At 62.8% G+C, this 18,253-nt stretch carries 21 protein-coding genes, 1 tRNA gene and 1 pseudogene; 10 read left to right on the top strand and 13 right to left on the bottom strand.

Annotated elements, in window-relative coordinates; genetic code table 11:
* Positions 1-24: 24 nt before the first annotated feature.
* From pheT to pheS, 3 genes are all read right to left on the bottom strand, one after another.
* Positions 25-2,433 carry a phenylalanine--tRNA ligase subunit beta gene (gene pheT / locus V1289_RS20310; protein WP_334398537.1) on the bottom strand — a complete coding sequence of 803 codons (2,409 nt, stop codon included), beginning with the start codon at positions 2,431-2,433 and terminating at the stop codon, positions 25-27.
* Entirely contained in the window at positions 2,430-2,864 is a 435-nt protein-coding gene (locus V1289_RS20305) for an endonuclease domain-containing protein (protein WP_334398536.1), read from the bottom strand. The genes pheT and V1289_RS20305 overlap by 4 nt, the downstream gene beginning before the upstream one ends.
* Positions 2,865-3,064: 200 nt before the next feature.
* Positions 3,065-4,147, bottom strand: a complete 1,083-nt coding sequence (pheS, locus tag V1289_RS20300; protein WP_334398535.1) for a phenylalanine--tRNA ligase subunit alpha — start codon at positions 4,145-4,147, stop codon at positions 3,065-3,067.
* A 152-nt stretch (positions 4,148-4,299) separates the two neighbouring features.
* Between pheS and V1289_RS20295 the strand changes: the two genes are divergently transcribed.
* Positions 4,300-4,716: a hypothetical protein gene (locus tag V1289_RS20295; RefSeq protein WP_334398534.1), complete on the top strand. Its 417-nt coding sequence runs from the start codon at positions 4,300-4,302 to the stop codon at positions 4,714-4,716.
* A gap of 26 nt (positions 4,717-4,742) precedes the next feature.
* On the opposite strand, the gene rplT is transcribed toward V1289_RS20295, so the two are convergent.
* Both rplT and rpmI read right to left on the bottom strand, forming a co-directional pair.
* Positions 4,743-5,102 carry a 50S ribosomal protein L20 gene (gene rplT / locus V1289_RS20290; protein WP_309180845.1) on the bottom strand — a complete coding sequence of 120 codons (360 nt, stop codon included), beginning with the start codon at positions 5,100-5,102 and terminating at the stop codon, positions 4,743-4,745.
* A 78-nt stretch (positions 5,103-5,180) separates the two neighbouring features.
* Positions 5,181-5,381 (bottom strand): 50S ribosomal protein L35, encoded by a 201-nt coding sequence (gene rpmI / locus V1289_RS20285; RefSeq protein WP_100415670.1) that lies wholly within the window; start codon positions 5,379-5,381, stop codon positions 5,181-5,183.
* A 262-nt stretch (positions 5,382-5,643) separates the two neighbouring features.
* On the opposite strand from rpmI, the gene V1289_RS20280 reads away from it, so the two are divergent.
* Entirely contained in the window at positions 5,644-6,081 is a 438-nt protein-coding gene (locus V1289_RS20280) for a hypothetical protein (protein ID WP_334398533.1), read from the top strand.
* 70 nt (positions 6,082-6,151) lie between these two features.
* Here V1289_RS20280 and infC read toward each other — a convergent pair whose 3' ends face one another.
* Positions 6,152-6,691 (bottom strand): translation initiation factor IF-3, encoded by a 540-nt coding sequence (infC, locus tag V1289_RS20275; RefSeq protein ID WP_074272152.1) that lies wholly within the window; start codon positions 6,689-6,691, stop codon positions 6,152-6,154.
* 237 nt (positions 6,692-6,928) lie between these two features.
* Between infC and V1289_RS20270 the strand changes: the two genes are divergently transcribed.
* Together V1289_RS20270 and V1289_RS20265 are read left to right on the top strand one after the other, a co-directional pair.
* Entirely contained in the window at positions 6,929-7,723 is a 795-nt protein-coding gene (locus V1289_RS20270) for an alpha/beta hydrolase (RefSeq protein ID WP_334398532.1), read from the top strand.
* A gap of 236 nt (positions 7,724-7,959) precedes the next feature.
* Positions 7,960-8,427: a nuclear transport factor 2 family protein gene (locus V1289_RS20265; protein WP_334398531.1), complete on the top strand. Its 468-nt coding sequence runs from the start codon at positions 7,960-7,962 to the stop codon at positions 8,425-8,427.
* Positions 8,428-8,482: 55 nt separating this feature from the next.
* Here V1289_RS20265 and V1289_RS20260 read toward each other — a convergent pair whose 3' ends face one another.
* The 3 genes from V1289_RS20260 to V1289_RS20250 all read right to left on the bottom strand — a co-directional run bounded on the left by V1289_RS20260 (position 8,483) and on the right by V1289_RS20250 (position 11,254).
* Complete coding sequence (locus V1289_RS20260) at positions 8,483-9,277, bottom strand: acyl-CoA thioesterase domain-containing protein (protein WP_334398530.1); 795 nt, start codon at positions 9,275-9,277, stop codon at positions 8,483-8,485.
* 100 nt (positions 9,278-9,377) lie between these two features.
* Positions 9,378-10,613, bottom strand: coding sequence for a tRNA epoxyqueuosine(34) reductase QueG (queG, locus tag V1289_RS20255; protein WP_334398529.1), 1,236 nt, complete (start codon positions 10,611-10,613; stop codon positions 9,378-9,380).
* Positions 10,562-11,254, bottom strand: a complete 693-nt coding sequence (locus V1289_RS20250) for a glutathione S-transferase family protein (RefSeq protein WP_334398528.1) — start codon at positions 11,252-11,254, stop codon at positions 10,562-10,564. The genes queG and V1289_RS20250 overlap by 52 nt, the downstream gene beginning before the upstream one ends.
* 324 nt (positions 11,255-11,578) lie before the next feature.
* Between V1289_RS20250 and V1289_RS20245 the strand changes: the two genes are divergently transcribed.
* The gene (locus V1289_RS20245) at positions 11,579-12,385 is read left to right on the top strand and encodes an undecaprenyl-diphosphate phosphatase (RefSeq protein ID WP_334398527.1); all 807 of its coding nucleotides are present in this window, start codon (positions 11,579-11,581) and stop codon (positions 12,383-12,385) included.
* Positions 12,386-12,537: 152 nt separating this feature from the next.
* Here V1289_RS20245 and V1289_RS20240 read toward each other — a convergent pair whose 3' ends face one another.
* A complete protein-coding gene (locus V1289_RS20240; protein ID WP_334398526.1) occupies positions 12,538-13,506 on the bottom strand; it encodes a complex I NDUFA9 subunit family protein in 969 nt (322 codons plus the stop codon).
* A gap of 147 nt (positions 13,507-13,653) precedes the next feature.
* On the opposite strand from V1289_RS20240, the gene V1289_RS20235 reads away from it, so the two are divergent.
* Positions 13,654-13,740, top strand: a tRNA-Leu gene (locus tag V1289_RS20235).
* Positions 13,741-13,839: 99 nt separating this feature from the next.
* Here the strand turns inward: V1289_RS20235 and V1289_RS20230 are convergent.
* From V1289_RS20230 to V1289_RS49775, 3 genes and pseudogenes are all read right to left on the bottom strand, one after another.
* Positions 13,840-15,111 carry an MFS transporter gene (locus V1289_RS20230; RefSeq protein ID WP_334398525.1) on the bottom strand — a complete coding sequence of 424 codons (1,272 nt, stop codon included), beginning with the start codon at positions 15,109-15,111 and terminating at the stop codon, positions 13,840-13,842.
* Between the two features lie 228 nt (positions 15,112-15,339).
* Entirely contained in the window at positions 15,340-15,741 is a 402-nt protein-coding gene (locus V1289_RS20225; RefSeq protein ID WP_334398524.1) for an LmrA/YxaF family transcription factor, read from the bottom strand.
* 25 nt (positions 15,742-15,766) lie between these two features.
* A pseudogene (locus V1289_RS49775) lies at positions 15,767-15,919 on the bottom strand (TetR/AcrR family transcriptional regulator); the annotation flags it as partial.
* Between the two features lie 109 nt (positions 15,920-16,028).
* Here V1289_RS49775 and V1289_RS20220 point away from each other — a divergent pair.
* From V1289_RS20220 to lptC, 4 genes are all read left to right on the top strand, one after another.
* On the top strand, positions 16,029-16,187 hold the full coding sequence (locus tag V1289_RS20220; RefSeq protein ID WP_334398522.1) for a hypothetical protein: 159 nt from the start codon (positions 16,029-16,031) through the stop codon (positions 16,185-16,187).
* Positions 16,184-16,615, top strand: coding sequence for an ester cyclase (locus V1289_RS20215; RefSeq protein ID WP_334398521.1), 432 nt, complete (start codon positions 16,184-16,186; stop codon positions 16,613-16,615). The genes V1289_RS20220 and V1289_RS20215 overlap by 4 nt, the downstream gene beginning before the upstream one ends.
* 132 nt (positions 16,616-16,747) lie before the next feature.
* On the top strand, positions 16,748-17,362 hold the full coding sequence (locus V1289_RS20210; protein ID WP_334398520.1) for a ribonuclease D: 615 nt from the start codon (positions 16,748-16,750) through the stop codon (positions 17,360-17,362).
* Between the two features lie 132 nt (positions 17,363-17,494).
* The gene (lptC, locus tag V1289_RS20205) at positions 17,495-18,253 is read left to right on the top strand and encodes an LPS export ABC transporter periplasmic protein LptC (protein ID WP_334398518.1); all 759 of its coding nucleotides are present in this window, start codon (positions 17,495-17,497) and stop codon (positions 18,251-18,253) included.

Genomic DNA, 18,253 nt, shown 5'->3' with positions numbered 1-18,253 from the left:
ATCGCCGCTCCACACGTTTCCGCATCATCCCCGCAATGTTCCGCCCGTCTTCTTCGTGACTTCAGCGACGATCTTCGCGGCGACCGCGTCGATCTCCTGATCGGTCAACGTCTTTTCGCGCGGCTGGATGATCACCGCAATCGCGATCGATTTTTTGGCCTCATCGATGCCCTTGCCCTCGTAGACGTCGAACACCGTGACATCCGTGACCAGCTTCTTGTCGACACCCTGCGCCGCGCGCGCGATGTCGCCGGCCTTGACGCCGCGATCGACGATGAAGGCGAAATCCCGCGACACCGGCTGGAATGCGGAGAGTTCAAGCACCGGCTTGGCGCGGGTCGGCCGCTGCTTGGCGTCGGGAACGCGGTCGAGGATCACTTCGAACGCGATCAGCGGACCATCGGCGCCGAGTGCCTCCAGCGCGCGCGGATGCAGCTCGCCGAAATATCCAAGCACGTTTTGCGGACCGATCTGGATCGTGCCGGAACGGCCCGGATGCAGCCAGCCGGGCCCGCCGGGCACGATTTGCAGTGCCTGCATCGGCGCGCCCGCGGCAGCGAGCACCGCAAACGCATCGGCCTTGGCGTCGAGCGCATCCGCCATGGCCGAACCCGACCAATGCCGCCCCATGCCCTTGCCGGACGCAAAGCCGTGGCGCACGCCGGCAGCCGCGACCAGTTGATTCTCGGGCTTGTCGCCCTTGAAGACCTGCCCGACCTCGAACAGCGCGACGTCGGACGAGCCGCGATTGGCATTTACCTGCGCGGCTGCGACCAGACCCGGCAGCAGGCTCGGCCGCATGTCCGAGAGATCCGATGCGATCGGGTTGGCCAGCGCGAGTTCGGCTTGGCCGCCGCCGAACAATTCGGCTGATGGTTTCGAGATGAACGACCACGTCACCGCCTCGACCATGCCGCGCGCGGCGAGCCCGCGCTTGGCGCGGCGGGTGCGGAGCTGGATCGTGGTGAGCACCGGCTTGCGCGGTGCGTCGCCGCGATCGAACGGCTTCATCGGCACCTTGTCGACACCGACGATCCGCACGATCTCCTCGACGATATCGGCCTTGCCGTGAACGTCGGTGCGCCACGACGGTATCGCGACCTTCACCATCGGGCCGCTGCCGGCCACCATGAAGCCGAGATGGCCGAGGATGCGCCGCACTTCGGGGAACGGCACCTCGATTCCGGCGAGGCGCTTGACCTCGGCGAGCGGGAAATCGATCACGCGGTCTTCGCCGAAGGGATTGCCGACGACGACGTTCTCCGACGGCGTGCCGCCGCACAATTCCAGCACCAGCCGGGTTGCCATCTCCAGCCCCGGCACCATGAAGGCCGGGTCGACGCCACGTTCGAACCGATAGCGGGCGTCCGAATTGATGCCGAGCTTGCGGCCCGACTGGGCGATGTTGATTTCGTTCCACAGCGCCGATTCGATCAGCACGTCTGTCGTGTTCTCGTCGCAGCCGGAGGCTTCGCCGCCCATGATGCCGGCCAGCGATTCGACGCCGTGTTCGTCGGCGATGACGCAGACCCCGCTGTCGAGCGTGTAGGTGCGGCCATCCAGCGCCAGCAGGGTCTCGCCGTCGCGCGCGCGGCGCACGGTGAGATTGCCCGTCACTTTCCTGGCATCGAACACATGCAAGGGACGGGCCCGGTCGTAGGTCATGAAGTTGGTGATATCGACCAGCGCATTGATCGGCCGCAATCCGATCGAGGTCAGGCGCTTCTGCAGCCACTCGGGCGAGGGGCCGTTCTTGACGCCGCGCACCAGCCGCAGTGCAAAGCCCGGGCACAGCGTGGCGTCCTCGACCGTCACCTTCACCGGGCAGGGGAATTCACCCTTGATCTGCTTGATGCCGGGGTCCCTGAACTTGCCCATATCGGCGGCGCTTAGATCGCGCGCGATGCCGTGCACGCCGGTGCAGTCCTGCCGGTTCGGCGTCAGATTGATCTCGAGCATGGGATCGCCGAGCCCGGCCCATTCCGCATAGCCTTTGCCGATCGGCGCATCGGCCGGCAGTTCCATGATGCCGTCATGGTCTTCCGAGATTTGCAGTTCGGCGGCCGAGCACAGCATGCCGCGGCTCTCGACGCCCCTGATGGTGCCGACACCGAGCGTGATGTTCTTGCCGGGAATGAAGGTGCCGGGAGCCGAGAACACGCTGATGAGGCCGGCACGCGCATTCGGCGCGCCGCAGACGACTTGCACCGGTGCGCCGCCGTCGCCGGTATCGACCATGCAGACGCGCAGGCGATCGGCGTTCGGATGCTGCTCGGCGGAGATCACGCGCGCGATGCTGAACGGCGAAAGCTGCTTCGCCTTGTCCTCGATACGCTCGACCTCGAGCCCGATCATGGTGAGCTTGTCGGCGAGCTTTTCCAGCGGCTCGTCGGTGTCGAGATGTTCTTTCAGCCAGGAGAGCGTGAATTTCATGGTCTTTGCTTCTCTTGTCCCCTCTCCCGCTTGCGGGGGAGGGTCAGGGTGGGGGCTCTCTCCGCGAGCGCGGTGGCAATTGTTTCGAGCACGCCGGTGCGATTTGTCATCACGTCGAGATTGCTGAAGCGAAGAACCTGAAACCCTCTGGCCTCAATCACGGCCGAACGAGTCGCATCGGCACGCTCGGCTTGATCGGAAAAATGCTGCCCGCCGTCGAGCTCGACCACCAGCTTTGCTGCATGACACACGAAGTCGGCGATGTAGTTTTTGATCGGTACCTGGCGCCGGAAGCCGGCGCCGTTCAGCCGGTGATCGCGCAGTTCTGACCAGAGAATTCGTTCAGCGTCGGTGGATTTCTTTCTGAGCTCGCGCGCGTTTGAGCGCGATTGAGAAGATACTCTCCACGTAGGTTCTTTCTCGTCGCCCATTGAGACCTCCGATGCGGAGAGACCCCCACCCCAGCCCTCCCCCGCAAGCGGGAGAGGGAGTCCGACCTCTCGGGCGGATGGAGTGGTCGTACCCGCGATTGTGATGAAAGCTTTTCGACCCGACGGCAGTCCATTCCCTCTCCCGCTTGCGGGAGAGGGTAGGGTGGGGGCTCTCTCCGCCATCGCGGTCTCGACGAGACTCACGAACTCAACCCTCCCGCCAGCGTCGGGACATCGAGCGGCTTGAAGCCGTAATGGGAGAGCCAGCGCACGTCGCTGTCGAACAGCTGTCGCAGATCGGACATGCCGTATTTCAGCATCGCGATGCGGTCGATGCCCATGCCCCAGGCAAAGCCCTGATAGACGTCGGGATCGATGCCGCAGGCGCGCAGCACGCTCGGATGCACCATGCCGCAGCCGAGAATCTCCAGCCAGTCCTCGCCTTCGCCGAAACGAATTTCGCCCTTGTCGCGGCGGCACTGGATATCCACCTCGAGCGACGGCTCGGTGAACGGAAAGAACGACGGCCGGAACCGCATGTTGATGTGATCGATCTCGAAGAACGCCTTGCAGAACTCGTGCAAAATCCATTTGAGGTGGCCGAGATGCGAGCCCTTGTCGATCACCAGGCCTTCGACCTGATGAAATTGCGGCGTGTGGGTGGCATCCGAATCGATGCGATAGGTGCGGCCCGGACAGATGATGCGGATCGGCGGCTTCTGGGTGAGCATGGTACGCACCTGCACCGGCGAGGTGTGGGTGCGCAACAGCATGCGCGAACCGTCTTCCCCAGGATTGAAGAAGAAAGTGTCGTGCATCTCCCGCGCCGGATGGCCCTCGGGGAAATTCAGTTTCGTGAAGTTGTAGTCGTCGGTTTCGATGTCCGGTCCTTCGGCGATCGAAAATCCCATGTCGGCGAAGATGACGTTGACCTCTTCGAAGACCTGGCTGAGCGGATGGATCCGGCCCTGCTCGGCCGGGGCGTCGCGCAGTGGCAGCGTGACGTCGATGGTCTCGGAGGCAAGGCGGGCGTCCAGTGCCGCCGATTTCAGGATATCGCGGCGCGCGGTCAGCGCCTGCGTGACCTTGTCCTTGGCGAGGTTGATCGCGGCGCCCTGCGTCTTGCGCTCGTCCGGCGACATCTTGCCGAGCGTCGACAGCAGCGCGGAGATCGAGCCCTTCTTGCCGAGCGCCGCAACGCGCACGGCTTCCAGCGCGGCCTCGTCGCCGGCGGCGGCGATTTCGGTGAGAATGGTTTGTTCGAGGGTTGCGAGGTCGGACACGGTCAAAATCTCTCTGCAAAAGGCGACCGGTTGTCGCCGCTCCCGGGCCAAAACGTCAAGCAAAAAGCCTGTAACAGGAAGCCGGCGATCCGGCGCGTTTGAACCCTTATCCCGGGCGCCCTACCAAGATGAGTTCGATCAAGGAGTGCGCGATGCGTTTTGGTCCCTCGGTAGCCGTTCTGGCCGTCATTTTGTCGTTCAGCGCCGGTCCCGCGCTCGCCTCGATCTGTCTCGGCAAATCGATGACCCTCGAGGAGACCATCGGCGCGATCAACACCACGCCGGGATGCGAGCGGGCGATGAAGCTGTTTCAGGACTGCGCATACAGCACCAGCGGCGATATCCATCTCGGCGCCGCGGTCGAGAAGAAATGCGAGGGCGATTTCCTGAGCCGCCTCAAGGCACCGCAAAAACGGGCCTATCAGCGCGAGATGGACGTTTGCGATCGAAAGTACCAGAACGAGTCCGGCACCATGTATCGCTCGTTCACGGCCTTTTGCCGGGCGGAAGTCGCCCAGCGCTACTCGCAGCGGGCGCTGAAAGCCGCGAGGCCGTTGAAGCCCCGGTAGCGCTGTTGCCTCAGGCCGCCAGTGCCTTAGGCCGCCAGCGCGGCCTTGGCCTTTTCAGCGATCGCCTGGAACGCCGCCGGCTCGGTGATCGCGAGATCCGACAGCACCTTGCGGTCGACCGTGATTCCCGATTTGGAGAGGCCGTTGATAAAGACGCTGTAGGTCATGCCGAACGGACGCACCGCGGCATTGATGCGCTGGATCCAGAGCGCGCGGAAGGTCCGTTTCTTGCGCTTGCGGTCGCGGAAGGCATATTGCCCGGCCTTTTCGACGGCGGCCTTGGCCGCGCGAATGGTATTCTTGCGGCGGCCGGAGAAACCCTTGGCGGCCTTGTAGACTTTCTTGTGCCTGGCGTGAGAGGTCACACCGCGTTTGACGCGAGACATGACTGTTATCCTTGATCTGAAAATTCGGTGACGGATTGCCGCGCGGACGCGGCCGGCTCAATGGGATCGCAAGAACGATCAGGCGTTCGGCAAGAAATACTTCTTGATGTTGTCGCCGTCGGTCTTGAACAGCACGCGGGTGCCGCGGAGCTGACGAATCTGCTTCTTCGTCCGCTTGATCATGCCGTGGCGCTTGCCGCGTTGGGCGGCCATTACTTTGCCGGTGGCAGTCACCTTGAAGCGCTTTTTAGCGCCTGACTTGGTCTTCAGCTTGGGCATTTGGCTCTCCTGTTGCCGCACAAAAGACGCGCCCGAGGGGCGCTTTTGCGGCGAAAATGCTCGTTAGAGCGTTGAAAATGCTTGGCTATTTCCGAAATGAGACAGCCCGCATGGACATCGACACGGCAGCCCTTGATCAGCCGGGCGATGAAGGCTGGGCTTATGGCAGACCAAGAGCGAATTGGCAACGATGAACCGCGGGACCCTCTGCTGTGACGTAGTCTCTGATATCTCTATTTCCTCAGCCCGGAACCGTAAGAAAATGACCAATTTTGATCGATCGATTGCTCGATTTGCTACCTTCTCCAACCTGCGTGCCCTGCGATGGCTACCGTTAATCGCGGCCCTTGCCGCGGGTGCGGCACCGGCTACCGCTGACGCGGCGACGAGAACCAGGCGCGCCACCGTGGTGGGTGCCTATGACGGTATCTGGAACACAGTCTTCGCCACCACGCGAGGCAATTGCAGTTCGGGCTATAGCGTCCCGTTCACGGTGAGGGGCAGCCGGGTCACATCGGCAGGCGGCGGCAGGGTTTCGGGTTCAATCAGCCGCGGCGGAGGCGTCGCCGTCAGCGTATCGGTTGGGGCTTCCCGGGCCAGCGGCGGCGGCCGGCTCGTCGGCAATAGCGGCGCCGGTTGGTGGAGCGGCATCATTACCGGTGATCGCTGCAGCGGCACCTGGCAGGCCACGCGGAGCTGATCCGCAAACGAAACCGGCCCGCCAGATGATCTGACGGGCCGTTGTTATTTCCAGCAATCACGGATTCGAATCAGCGCGGCGCCAGCACCATGACGACCTGGCGGCCTTCGAAACGCGCGTCCTGCTCGACCTTGGCGTATTCGGCGACGTCGGCCTTGACCTTGTCCAAAAGCTTGGTGCCGATCTCCTGGTGCGCCATTTCGCGGCCACGGTAGCGCAAGGTGATCTTGACCTTGTCGCCTTCCTCGAAGAACCGCTGCATCGCGCGCATCTTCACGTCGTAATCGTGATCGTCGATCATCGGCCGCAGCTTGATCTCCTTGATCTCGACGACCTTCTGCTTCTTGCGGGCTTCGGCGGCTTTCTTCTGCGCGGAATATTTGAACTTCCCGTAGTCCATGATCTTGCAAACGGGAGGATTGTTGTTCGGCGAAATCTCGACAAGATCCATGCCCGCTTCAAGGGCCATCTTGACGGCGACCACGGTTTCGACCGTTCCGTGGTTGGTGCCGTTCTGATCGATCAGCTGGATCTGCGCGTTGCGGATTTCATCATTGGTGCGCGGCCCATCTTTTGATGCGGTGGGCGGGGCTCTGTTGGGACGGCGAATGGGTAACTCTCCAAAGTTGTGAAGGAAGGCTATAGTTTGAAGCAATACGCGTCGACGGGCAAGCGAACTCGCGGCTTACGCGCGAAAACCGTCAAATGCGAGGCATTTTGGTCACGCCGGGCAAATATAGCGCGACGGGATGTTCCGCAAGGACAGACCGCCATCGGGATCCGTTAATCGATGGCGTGTGCTCATCGAAAAAGCAACGGGCAAGAGTCGAGCAAGAGTAGCTAAACCATGACCAATTCGGCGGTAATCGATAAGGAACCGGCCTTCATTGAGGTGGGGAAGGATGACGGCGGGCGCCGGATCGCGGTGCGCGCCCGCGCCGGGTCCGGCCCCGGGCTGTTCTGGCTCGGCGGTTTCAATTCCGACATGAAGGGCACTAAGGCGCTGGCGCTGGATGCGTGGGCTGCCGAGCAGGGCCGCGCCTGCGTCCGGTTCGATTATTCCGGTCACGGCGAATCCGGGGGTGCCTTCATCTACGGCACCATCGGGCGCTGGCTGGAAGAGAGCGTCGCGGTATTCGAGCGGTTCTGCCGAGGTCCGCAGGTCGTGATCGGCTCATCGATGGGTGGCTGGATGGCGCTGCTGCTGGCACGCGAAATCGCCAGGCGCGAGCCAAGCCACGCCTCGCTGGCCGGGCTGGTGCTGATCGCGCCGGCGCCCGACTTCACCGAACAATTGATGTGGAACGGCTTTTCGGAGGACATTCGCGAGGAGATCCGGACCAAGGGGGTGTGGCAGCGGCCGTCGGCTTACGGCGATGGCGCGCCGTATCCGATCACCCGCGCACTGATCGAGGAGGGCCGCAACCATTTGCTGCTCGGCAGCGCCATCGAGGTTGGATGTCCGGTCCGCATCCTGCAGGGCGCGCAGGATCCGGACGTGCCGTGGCAGCACGCCTTCGCGCTGGTGCACCGGCTGCCGAGCGAAGACGTGGTGCTGACCATGATCCAGGACGGCGACCACCGCCTGTCGCGCCCGCAGGACATCGCGCGGATCATCGCGGCGGTGGCGGAGATGGGGTAGATCTTCTTCCCTTCTCCCCTTGTGGGAGAAGGTGGCATAGGCGGCCTTCCGGCCGCCGTCTCTTCGAACGCCGATGCTTTGCATCGGCTATGGCGCCGGATGAGAGGTATCTCTCCGCGGACACCGCAGTTGCGGAGACGGACCCCTCACCCGTCGCCTCACTTCGTGAGGCGCCACCCTCTCCCACAAGGGGAGAGGGGAAGGAAGACACGGCTCGCTGTAACCGAGGATACACCATGCACATTCCGACCATGCTCCGCGCGTTCTGCGATGCCGTCGAACAGCGCAACGGCAAGGCGTTTTCGGAATTGTTCACCGAGGATGGCGTCTATCACGATGTGTTCTACGGCGCGTTCGCAGGCCGCGCCAACATAGCTGAAATGATCGACGACTGGTTCTATCGCACGGCGACCGATTTTCGCTGGGACATGCACGCGCCGGTCAGCGACGGCCATACCCTCTATGCGCGCTACACGTTCAGCTATCGTTCGACGTTGCCGGAAGCCAATGGGGCGCGCGCGATGTTCGAGGGGGTCGCGATCATGACGCTGCGCGACGGCAAGATCGCGACATATCACGAGGTCGCCAACACGGTGCCCGGCTTCGTCGACATGAACTTTGCGCCCGAGCGCATCGTCAGGATCGCTGCGAAACAGGGCGCGGCGCTGAAGGCTCGGCCCGAGATGGGGCGGCATCTCACTTAGCGGCCCGTCATTCCGGGTTCATCGCTGCGCGATGCCCCGGAATGACGAAGCATCGTTACGGCGGCGGCGGATTTGTCATCGGCTTGCGTTGCGCAAGGGCTGCGACCGTCGACGTGCCGATCGGGCCCTTTTCGTCATAGAGCCAGCACTCTCCGATCGCGATGCCATCGGTGGCATGATGGTTCACCACCTCGAACCCGATCCAGTTCGTCACCGGCAGGCGATGCAGATAGATCGTCACGTCGCTGTTGATGTAGCCGAGGCCCTGATCGCCGGCATTGGCGAAGGGGCTGGCGAAATCGGCGCCGGTGGCGACATGCACGAACGGCGTCACCGGCACGCCTTCGACGAGTTCGCGCACTTCGCTCATCCATAGCCGGCGCGGCCCGAGCGAACCCATGTGGCCTGCGATCGGCCGCGTGGTCCATTTGCCGTTCATGCCGAGCCTGGGATCGGTGGGTTTGGCAATGTCCGCCGGCCGCGGCACGTCCCAGTTCGGCGGCGACCACACATTGCCCGGCGCATTTTCCGTCTTGCGCAATAACTGGCAGGAAGCGCGCGCCATGCTGGTGCCGCCGGAGAAGAACTCGGCCTCGATCACCTTGATGCGCATCCCGTCACGGATGATTCTTGTCTTGACCTCGATCGGCGCCATTTTCGGCAGGCGAAACATGTCGACCGTCAATCGCACCGGCACGAAATCGTCCGAGCCGTGGCGCTGTTCGATCTCGAAGGCCAGCAGGCCGATGATGACGCGGCCGTGCAGCGAGTTGGGGTCCCACGGCCCGTTCGCGACGAACGTGGGGATGAAGGCGTCGCGGTCTTTGGTGAAGAAAGGCTGATTTTTCATGGCGCGCGACCATGGCGGAATTTGCGCGATGAAATCAAGGGTGCTGATCCTCATGGTGAGGAGGCGCGCAGCGCCGTCTCGAACCATGAGAGCCCGGCTCTCATCCTTCGAGACGCGCGCAAAGCGCGCTCCTCAGGATGAGGGACTGGCAGTGGATGAGCTGCCATTCCTCTCGCACGCTGTCATCGGCCTCGGTGCCAAGCGTCTTCGCCGCCAACGCGTCGAACTTCTCGCGCGCCAGCAATTGCGACAGCGCCCATACCGCAGCACCACGGACCAGCGGACTTTCGTCGCCGAGCAATCGTTCGGCCTCAAGCGCCAGGGCGGCCTGGTTCGAGTTGCCGATCGCAATCAGCACATTGCGAATAAAGCGATCGCGGCCGATGCGCTTGACCGGTGATTTCGCAAACAGCGCACGAAACGCCGTGTCGTCGAGCCGTGCCAATTCCGAAAGCTGTGGCGCACGCAATTGTTCGCGCGCGGCAAGTTTGGCTTCGCGCCCCCGCTGCGCGAACTTGTTCCACGGACACACGGCCAGGCAATCGTCGCAGCCATAGATGCGGTTGCCGATCGCTTTGCGGAATTCGTGCGGGATCGGGCCCTTGTTCTCGATCGTGAGATAGGAAATGCAGCGCCGCGCGTCGAGCTTGTAGGGCGCGGGAAACGCCGCGGTCGGGCAGATATCCTGACAAGCCTGGCATGAGCCGCAATGATCGATGTCGGATTCATCGCGCGGCAGGTCGGAGGCGGTGAAGATCGCGCCCAGGAACAGCCATGAGCCGAATTCACGCGACACCAGATTGGTGTGCTTGCCCTGCCAGCCGAGGCCCGCCGCCTGCGCCAGCGGCTTTTCCATTACCGCTGCGGTATCGACGAATACTTTCACCTCATCGCCCGTTGTCGCGACCAGCCATCGCGCCAGCGCCTTCAGGCGCTTCTTGATCACGTCGTGATAGTCGTCGCCTTGCGCATAGGCCGAGATCGCGCCGCACGAGCGTTTTTCAAGAATCTCCAGCGGATTTTCGTCGGGCCCGTAATTGACGCCGAGCATGATGATCGAACGAACGCCGGGCCACAGCACGCGCGGATCGGTGCGGCGCACGGGGCTGGCGGCGAGCCAGTCCATGGAACCATGGCCACCCGACTCGAGGAACTCGCGAAAGTATTTTCCGGCGGCAGCGATTGCCTCCGGATCGGTGACGCCGATGCAATCGAAGCCGAGCGAACGGGCCTGGCGCGCAAGCGCGGTTTTCAGATCGGCCGGGGAAAGCTTGACGGTTTCGTTCAGAAGTCGAGGTCCACGTAGGTCCGCGACGCCGGCACGCCCGCCAGCCATTCGCTCAGGAGCGGGCGGAACGACGGGCGGGATTTCACCCGCGCGTACCACGCCTTTGCCGCGTCGTCCTCGCTCCATGGCACGTCGCCCAGATAATCGATCGCCGAAAGATGCGCCGCGGCGGCGAGGTCCGCGTAACTGATCCGGTCGCCGGCGAGATAATTCCGCGTCCGCGCCAGCCAGCCGATATAGGTCAGATGATAGCGCACATTGACCTTGGCCGCGCGGATCACTTCCGCCGCCGGCGCGCCGCCGCCATACTCTTCGCTCATGAAGCGCTTGTAGATGCGCTCGGTCACCAGCGGATTGGAGGCCTCCTCGAAGAATTTATCGTTGAACCACGCCATCAGCCGGCGCACCTCGACGCGCTCCGCCATCGAAGCCGGCAACAGCCGCCGTTCGCCCGCCTCCAGGCCGTGCGCCTCGTCGAGATATTCGGCAATGATCCCGGCGCCCGGAATAGGAGGGAAGCCCTCCGCGATCAGCACCGGCGTCGTCGCCGCGGGATTAAGCGCGAGAAATGCTTCGCGCCGTTCCCAGACCCGTTCCTCGACCAGCCGCAGATCGAGGCCGTATTCGCCAAGGACCAGGCGAATGAAGCGCGAATGCGGGCAGAACGGATGATGAAACAGCGTGTACATGAAGTCCTTGGGTTAGTAAGTCTTGGGGTTAGTTCGCGGCGCTTAAGAAACCCTCAACCGGGCCGGGCCGCGTATCGAATGGGGTACACTGGAGCTTGTTCAACTCTGTTTGAATCAGGGCCGAGGCTCCAGCCTTAGTTTTGACGCGTTTTCCTTACGCGAACCAGCATCCACCCCGATCAAGTCCGGGACAGGCTCTCGCTCGAAAACGCTATAGCCAAGCAAGCGCCCGAGGCAACCTGTGTTTGCCGTTTTTTTGCGATTGCAGCAAAAGGGGGAATAGGCGAGAAGAGCCCGGATTTTCCAGTCAAAATGGACCCCATCATGATGTCGGATACATTGAGGGCGGTAATTCTTGGCATCATCGAGGGTGTCACGGAATTTCTGCCGGTTTCCTCGACCGGACATTTGCTGCTGGCGCAACGCTTCTTCGGGCTCGGCGAAGGCAGTTTCTGGCAGACTTTTGCGGTGTTGATTCAGCTCGGCGCGATCCTCGCGATCGTCGTGATCTATTTCGCCAAATTGTGGCAGATCGCGCTCGGCATGTTCACCAATCCCGCCGACCGGCGCTTCGTGATCGGCGTGCTGGTGGCGTTCCTGCCGGCGGTAATCATCGGCCTGATCGTCGGCAAGTACATCAAGGAAGTGCTGTTCAATCCGTGGGTGGTGTGCTTTTCGCTGATTGTCGGCGGCGCGATTCTGCTGTGGGTCGATCAGCTCGATCACAAACCGCACGAACACGATGCCACGAAATTTCCGCTGCTGATGTATCTGTGGATCGGCGTTGCGCAGTGCCTCGCCATGATTCCCGGCGTGTCGCGCTCCGGCGCCAGCATCGTGGCGGCGATGTTCCTGGGCGCGGACAAGCGCGCGGCGGCGGAATTCTCGTTCTTCCTGGCCATCCCGACCATGGTCGGCGCATTTGCCTATGATTTTTACAAGAACCGCGCCGAGATGACGACCGATCACGTGGGCATCATCGCGATCGGATTCGTGGTCTCGTTCATCACCGCGATGATCGTGGTGAAGACGTTCCTGAATTACGTCACCCGCCACGGCTTCAGGTTCTTCGCGTGGTGGCGCGTGATCGTCGGCACGCTCGGCCTGATCGCGCTGGCGATGGGCAGGTAGGAACTCCGCTGCGTCATCCTGAGGTGCGCGCTCTTGCGCGCCTCGAAGGATGAGTCACGCACACCGACTTTGTCATCCTTCGAGGCTCGCCGAAGAGGCTCGCACCTCCAGCGATAACGGCGAAGCCGTTACGCAGGGATGACGTGCCCAAATTACGCGCCATTCCTCTGGAATTGCCCGGCGGCGCGGAAGCGCCAGAGATATTGCGGGGCGATCGCTTCCATCGAATCCGGCGCGATCCCGAGCCCTTCCAGCGTCAGCCCCGCGGCCTTTGCCGCATCGGAGACCACATTGTCGGACCGCAACAGCACCACCTGGTCCGGCGTCAGCTTCAGCGCGCCCGGCGCGAACTGCAGGAACAGCGCCTGGAGCTGGGCCAGACCGAACGGCAGCGGAATCAGCATGCGCTTGCGCTCGGTGATATCCAGGATGATTTCCATGATCTCGCGCATGGTCAGCACTTCCGGCCCGCCGAGCTCGTAGGTCGCGCCAGCCTTGGCCTTGCCGTCGACTGCATCCGCAACTGCGCGGGCAACATCGCCGACATAGACCGGCTGCATCCTGTTCACGCCGCCGCCGATCAAGGGCAGAGCCGGCGACAGGCGGGCGAGCGCGGCGAAACGGTTGGTGAATTGATCCTCGGGCCCGAATACCACCGAGGGCCGCAGGATCGTGGCGGAGGGCACGGCCGACCGCACGGCCTGTTCGCCGGCGGCCTTGGAGCGCGCGTAAGCGGATAGCGAATTTTCGTCGGCGCCGATCGCCGAAACATGCACCATCCGGGCGCCTGCGGCCGCCGCCGCCTTGGCCACCGCGCCGGCGCCCCTGGCCTGCACTGCGTCGAACGTCTGCGCGCCGCCCGGGGCCAGAATGCCGACCAGGTTGATGGCGACATGGGAATCGCGCATCGCGGCCTCGACGGACGTCGGATAGCGCAGATTGGCCTGCACGGCGTGGATCTGGCCGACCCGGCCGAGCGGCTGCAGATGCCCGGCCAGTTCCGGCCGCCGCACCGCCACCCGGACCCGGTATTCGCGCTTGCAGAGCGCCCGCACCACGCTTCGCCCGATAAAACCCGATCCGCCAAAGACTGTGACGAGCGTTTCCAGGTTCGATGCCATAGGTCAGTTCCTGCGGGTCAAATTCAGCCGATAATGGGCATATTTAGCGGATTCGCGATACGCCATCATGTCAGCGCTGTACAGACCATTTGGACCGCAGTTTGCCAATTTGACAAGCGCGCCACCGGTCCTTAGTAACCGGCCCGGGCCCAGGTGGCGGAATTGGTAGACGCGCTGGCTTCAGGTGCCAGTGGCTTAACGGCCGTGAAGGTTCGAGTCCTTTCCTGGGCACCATTTTGCGCGGATTCGCGCAGAATGGTGCCGCCGCCCGGCGAGTCACGACCGCCGTCGTTTTTGGCGACCGGGTCGCCGCCGCAAGCCCAATGCCCTGTCTCAGACAGATCGCCTGCCGGTCCGCTTCGCGATCGGCTTCTGCACAAAGTACATTGTGATCAGCGAGACGATCGACGTCGCGACGACGATGTAGCCCAGCCAATCGAAATGCCGGAGCGAACCGTCCGGATTTTGCGCGATGATCGCTGCGGCGAAGACGGACCCGAGCCCGCCGGAGAACTGCTGCAGGGAAGCGCTGACCGCGCTGAACGAGCCGCGTTGACTGGCGTCGGGTATCGCCGAGATCAGCGCCTGCGACGGGATCATGCGCGAAAAGATGCCGACGAACATCAGGACGTTAACGATGATCGCGGTCGTCAATGTGACCTGACCGAGGTGGGTGTAGATCAGCACCATGACCACCGACACTGCGCTGCCGAACATGAAGGTGGGAAACTTACCGAAAGCGTCGCTCGCCCGGCCGACCAGCGGCCCGGTGAAAATGCTGAACAGGCCGGAGACGAGGTAGATCGTCGGAAGGTGCAGGATATCGATACCGAGATTATGCACGGTGTAGGCGCTGCCGTACGGCATCAGCATGAACCCGCCGGTTGCCAGCAGGGTCGTCACCGCGAAGGCCAGCGTATAGCGCGGCTGTCCGACCGTCGCGATCAGGTGCCGAAAGGCGTTTTTGTCCTGCTTGAGCCGCAGATGCGCGTTCACCGGCTGCATCACCAACAGGATGGCCGCCATGGTCGCGATCGACAGGCCGACGATCGCTCCGAAAGCTGTGTGCCAGCTCCAATGATTGGCGAGAAAAAGGCCGGCCGGAATGCCGAGCACCTGGCTGGCGGCGAAGGAGGTTTGGACGAAGCCCATCACGCGGCCGCGCAAATGTAGCGCAAAAAGGTCGGTGACGATGGCGAGCACGACGGAGCCGATCACGCCACCGAACAGGCCGGTCGCGATTCGGCCGAGCAAAAGCAAATGATAGTTCGGCGCCAGCGCGCAGAGCAGCGTTCCCAGCGTGAAGCCGACATAGAAGAACAGCAGAAGCCGCTTGCGGTCGAATCGATCGGCGAAGCCGGCGGCCAGGACGCCCGAAATCCCGGCGCTGAACGCGTAGGCCGAAACCGCCACGCCGAATTGGGCGGCGGTAATATTAAGTGCGGGCATCAGGATGGCGCCGAGCGGCGACATGATGGTGAAGTCGAGAATGATCGTGAACTGCGCGAGCGCAAGCAGCGCAATGAGGAGTGACTGGTAGCGTGAAAAACCGCGTTCCTGTTCCTGCTGGTCGTCGATTGGCGTGGCCAAAGTTTGTTCGGTCATGCAGACTCTTTTTGTGGCGGGAGAGAGCGGCGGTGCGGATCGCCGGCGGATGCCGTGCTTGCCCGCAACAGATAGGGTGGGTCTCGCGCGATTTCACGAGCCCGGCACGCTGCAAAGTTTCGCGTCGGCATGGTTGAGAGCGAAAAATGGCGAGAAGCAAGAGATTGTAGGATCCAACGCAACGTACCGAAAGGATGCGGCGCAAGGTTCCGAACGGATGCGATCTTGTTATTTCGATGACGTGAGGAGAAGTTTCAGCGCCTGCTCGGCGCGGTGCAGCGGCGTCGGATCGCGATAGGTCCGCGCCAGCAACAGCGCGCCTTCGACCTGGCTGAGCACGATGGTCGCAAACAGATTGGCTTCCGCCGCCGTCATGCCGAAGCGCTCCAGGCCGCGCTTGATTTCGTTTTCCCATTTTTGAAACGCGGTGCGCGTTGCAGCGCCAAGCACCTCGGACTGGGCGGAGGTCTCCAGTGCGGTGGTCGCAATCGGGCAGCCCTCCCGGTAGTCGGAGCGTTCGAGGTCCGCGGTCATGCCGCGCACGATCCGCACCAGAAAGACTTCGGCGCTCTCGGACGCTTCGGCGGCCCTCGCGATGCCTTGGCGCACGGCCTCGCCGGCCAGCGTCAACGCCGCCTCGCCGAATCTGCTCCTTGCCTCCGGGGAAATGGAAATACAGCGACCCGCGCGGCGAGCCTCCGGCGGCCAGAATGTCGTGCAGTGCGGTGCCGTGATAGCCCTGCTGGCGCAACAGTTTCGCCGCGGCGGCCAGTGTTTTTCCTTTGGAATCAGTAGCTTTGGCATGCAAAAAAATATCAGTTGCAAATCGGTATGTCGACCTTCATAATATGTAGGTCAGCATACATATTACAAAGGTCCTCGCTGCCGCCGGTCTCCCAACCCGTTTGCGCGGGTTCGTGACGATCACCGTGGCGCTGCCGATATTCGACATGTCGGTGCTGTCGCTTGGCGGTGTGACACCGCCACTCTTTCACCCCATCGCACTCGCGCTCATCGCCGTCACAGCGGCCCTGCTGTGGCGGCGTGCGGCGGCAACGGAGAAGGAAACATCGTGACTGTTCTAACCGAGCCAACGGCCCCCGCCGTCATCGCACCCTGGTACAGCCTGTTCAATGTCGCCAGCCGCGGCGACGTCAAAGCCATTCAGGAACAGATCCTGACCGAGGATTACGAATCCTGCGCCGGCTATCTGCCGGGCGAATGCTGGGGCCGCGACACCTCGATCAAGGTGGTCACGAATTTCGCAAACACGATTCCGGACATGAAACTCGACATCAAGGAAGTGCTGGTCGCGGGCGACCGCGTCATCGTGCGCGGCGAAGTGACGGGCACGCCCGCCGGCGAATTGTTCGGCGTGCCGCATAGCGGCAAAAGCTTTCGAATCATGGCCGTCGATATCCAGACCATCCGGGACGGCAAGATCGCGAAAACCTTCCACATGGAGAACCGGCTCAGCGCCATCGGCCAGCTTCGCGCCAAATAGCCGCCGCGCCGCCGGAAAATCGCGCCGATATGGCTGTTTTATAGCGTCCGGGGCGTGCCCGCCGCTCGCCTCACGGGGCTTTGGACGCTAGTGTCTCGCGTCGAATCGACCAAAGACACGAGGCTTCAATTCATGACCATCCGCCTGCATCGCGGCGACCTGCCCGATCTCTCCCGCTACAAGGAATCGGTTGCGATCGATACCGAGACCATGGGGTTGCACCCGCATCGCGACCGGCTCTGCGTGGTGCAGATGTCGAACGGCGACGGCAGCGCCGATGTGATCCAGATTCCGAAGGGTCACACCGACGCGCCGAACCTGAAGGCGCTGCTCGGCAATCCGAACATCACAAAAATCTTTCACTTCGCCCGCTTCGATCTCGCGGCACTCTACAACGCCTTCGGCGTGATGCCGCAGCCGGTCTACTGCACCAAGATCGCCTCCCGCCTCACCCGCACCTACACCGATCGGCATGGCCTGAAAGACCTGGTGCGCGAGGTGCTCAATATCGACCTGTCGAAGCAGCAGCAATCGAGCGACTGGGGCTCGCCAGCTCTCAGCGAGGCGCAACTGGCCTATGCTGCTTCCGACGTGCTGCATCTCCATGGCCTGCGCGAACGGCTCGATGCCATGCTGGCGCGCGAGGGCCGCACCGAACTGGCAAAAGCCTGTTTCGAATTCCTTCCGACCCGGGCCAGGCTCGATCTGGACGGCTGGGAGGCCGAGGACATTTTCGCGCATTCCTAACCGTGACCATTAGAAAGGCCGCCGAGGGTCGTTTCCGCCCCGTTTCCGTCACACTGCTGGGACCACGTCCGGGCTGCACTGTCAGGCAATGCCGGGTACAATGGCGGGATCGTCTCGCGCTTTGGAGCAGCGGTGAACTCGATACAGAACCCAGCCTACCTGATCGGACTGGAGGCGCGCTTTGCCCGCGCGGCGCGCCACAGCCGGATGGTGCGGCTGTTGCGCATCGCGGTTCCGGCGGCGGTCGTCCTGGCGCTCGCGGGCATCGTGCTGGTGTCGTCGGTCCTCAACCCGTTCCACAACATGCAATTCCCCAAGCTGCCGGTCGACATCGGAAATCTCGTGGTATCCGGCACCAAGGTCACGATGGAATCGCCGCATCTCGCCGGGTTTTCGACCGACCAGCGGCCCTACGAAATGTGGGCCAAGGCCGCGATCCAGGATCTGACCGATCCCGATCACGTCGAACTCAAGACGTTGCGGGCCAAGGTTTTGATGGAAGACAAGTCGACGGTTACGATGGACGCGCGCACCGGCTACTACGACAGCAAGCGGCAAATGCTGGACCTGCGCAAAGATATCTTCCTGCAATCCTCCACCGGCTATGAAGCCCGCATGTCGCAGGCCTATGTCGATATCAACAAGGGCACGGTGACGTCGGACGAACATGTCGACGTCAAATTGCTCAACGGAACGCTCACATCAGACAAACTCAGGATTCTCAACAGCGGCGAGGTGGTGCGGTTCGAAGGCAATGTCGTGATGAACCTGGACAAGCTGGGTGACGATAGCGCGTCCGGCCAGCCCGCTAACGAACCCGCTGCACCTGAACCTGCCGCGCCGCAGCCGAAGACGCGGTCGGTTGCCGCCAAACCGTCCCATACGAAATGA

Source organism: Bradyrhizobium sp. AZCC 2289 (assembly GCF_036924615.1).
In the GTDB taxonomy this organism is placed as follows: Bacteria; Pseudomonadota; Alphaproteobacteria; order Rhizobiales; family Xanthobacteraceae; genus Bradyrhizobium.
The sequence above is the reverse complement of the archived record's forward strand: the minus strand, read 5'-3'. Positions and strand labels throughout refer to the sequence as shown.

What these genes read in the sequence shown, in the direction of transcription:
- V1289_RS20295 (WP_334398534.1), top strand. Translation starts at nt 4,300, where the DNA reads ATGCGTTTTGGTCCCTCGGTAGCCGTTCTGGCCGTCATTTTGTCGTTC.
- V1289_RS20260 (WP_334398530.1), bottom strand. Translation starts at nt 9,277, where the DNA reads ATGAAAAATCAGCCTTTCTTCACCAAAGACCGCGACGCCTTCATCCCC.
- V1289_RS20245 (WP_334398527.1), top strand. Translation starts at nt 11,579, where the DNA reads ATGATGTCGGATACATTGAGGGCGGTAATTCTTGGCATCATCGAGGGT.
- V1289_RS20280 (WP_334398533.1), top strand. Translation starts at nt 5,644, where the DNA reads ATGACCAATTTTGATCGATCGATTGCTCGATTTGCTACCTTCTCCAAC.
- V1289_RS20265 (WP_334398531.1), top strand. Translation starts at nt 7,960, where the DNA reads ATGCACATTCCGACCATGCTCCGCGCGTTCTGCGATGCCGTCGAACAG.
- V1289_RS20230 (WP_334398525.1), bottom strand. Translation starts at nt 15,111, where the DNA reads ATGACCGAACAAACTTTGGCCACGCCAATCGACGACCAGCAGGAACAG.
- V1289_RS20305 (WP_334398536.1), bottom strand. Translation starts at nt 2,864, where the DNA reads ATGGGCGACGAGAAAGAACCTACGTGGAGAGTATCTTCTCAATCGCGC.
- queG (WP_334398529.1), bottom strand. Translation starts at nt 10,613, where the DNA reads ATGGCTGGCGGGCGTGCCGGCGTCGCGGACCTACGTGGACCTCGACTT.
- V1289_RS20210 (WP_334398520.1), top strand. Translation starts at nt 16,748, where the DNA reads ATGACCATCCGCCTGCATCGCGGCGACCTGCCCGATCTCTCCCGCTAC.
- V1289_RS20240 (WP_334398526.1), bottom strand. Translation starts at nt 13,506, where the DNA reads ATGGCATCGAACCTGGAAACGCTCGTCACAGTCTTTGGCGGATCGGGT.
- V1289_RS20270 (WP_334398532.1), top strand. Translation starts at nt 6,929, where the DNA reads ATGACCAATTCGGCGGTAATCGATAAGGAACCGGCCTTCATTGAGGTG.
- pheT (WP_334398537.1), bottom strand. Translation starts at nt 2,433, where the DNA reads ATGAAATTCACGCTCTCCTGGCTGAAAGAACATCTCGACACCGACGAG.
- rpmI (WP_100415670.1), bottom strand. Translation starts at nt 5,381, where the DNA reads ATGCCCAAGCTGAAGACCAAGTCAGGCGCTAAAAAGCGCTTCAAGGTG.
- V1289_RS20250 (WP_334398528.1), bottom strand. Translation starts at nt 11,254, where the DNA reads ATGTACACGCTGTTTCATCATCCGTTCTGCCCGCATTCGCGCTTCATT.
- rplT (WP_309180845.1), bottom strand. Translation starts at nt 5,102, where the DNA reads ATGTCTCGCGTCAAACGCGGTGTGACCTCTCACGCCAGGCACAAGAAA.